The organism is Halomonas sp. ND22Bw (assembly GCF_003011945.1).
Taxonomy (GTDB): Bacteria; Pseudomonadota; Gammaproteobacteria; order Pseudomonadales; family Halomonadaceae; genus Halomonas; species Halomonas halophila.
In genome coordinates this window covers 1-336 of record NZ_PXWD01000440.1, presented here as the reverse complement: position 1 = coordinate 336, position 336 = coordinate 1, and the positions used below count along the sequence as shown (strand labels likewise).

Genomic DNA, 336 nt, shown 5'->3' with positions numbered 1-336 from the left:
GAGGTCATCGCGAAGCTCGCCGATCGCGGGGGCGATGTCGCCTTGGTCGGCCGGGCGCTGGAGCAGCTCCACATCGCCGTGGTCGACTTCGACCGCGTGCAGGCGGTCCAGGCCGGCTCATTGAGGCCCGCGACCCGGCAAGCGGGCCTGTCGTTTGGCGACCGCGCCTGCCTGGCTCTCGCGAAGTCGCGTGGGCTGATCGCGTTGACGGCGGATCGTGCTTGGGCGGCGCTGGATCTTCCGGAATTGTCCGTCGAGCTGATCCGCTGAAGTGCGGGTGAGCGTCATCGGGCACGTTCAGGGTGAAACCCAATCAGCTTTACCGTGTGTAAGGCT

Annotated in this window: 1 protein-coding gene; it reads left to right on the top strand. The window is 67.0% G+C overall.

What is annotated here, in order from left to right; all coding sequences use genetic code 11:
- A partial coding sequence (locus CVH10_RS18830) for a PIN domain-containing protein (protein ID WP_106489381.1) occupies nt 1–270 on the top strand: 270 nt, incomplete at its 5' end.
- Between the last annotated feature and the right edge of the window lie 66 nt (nt 271–336).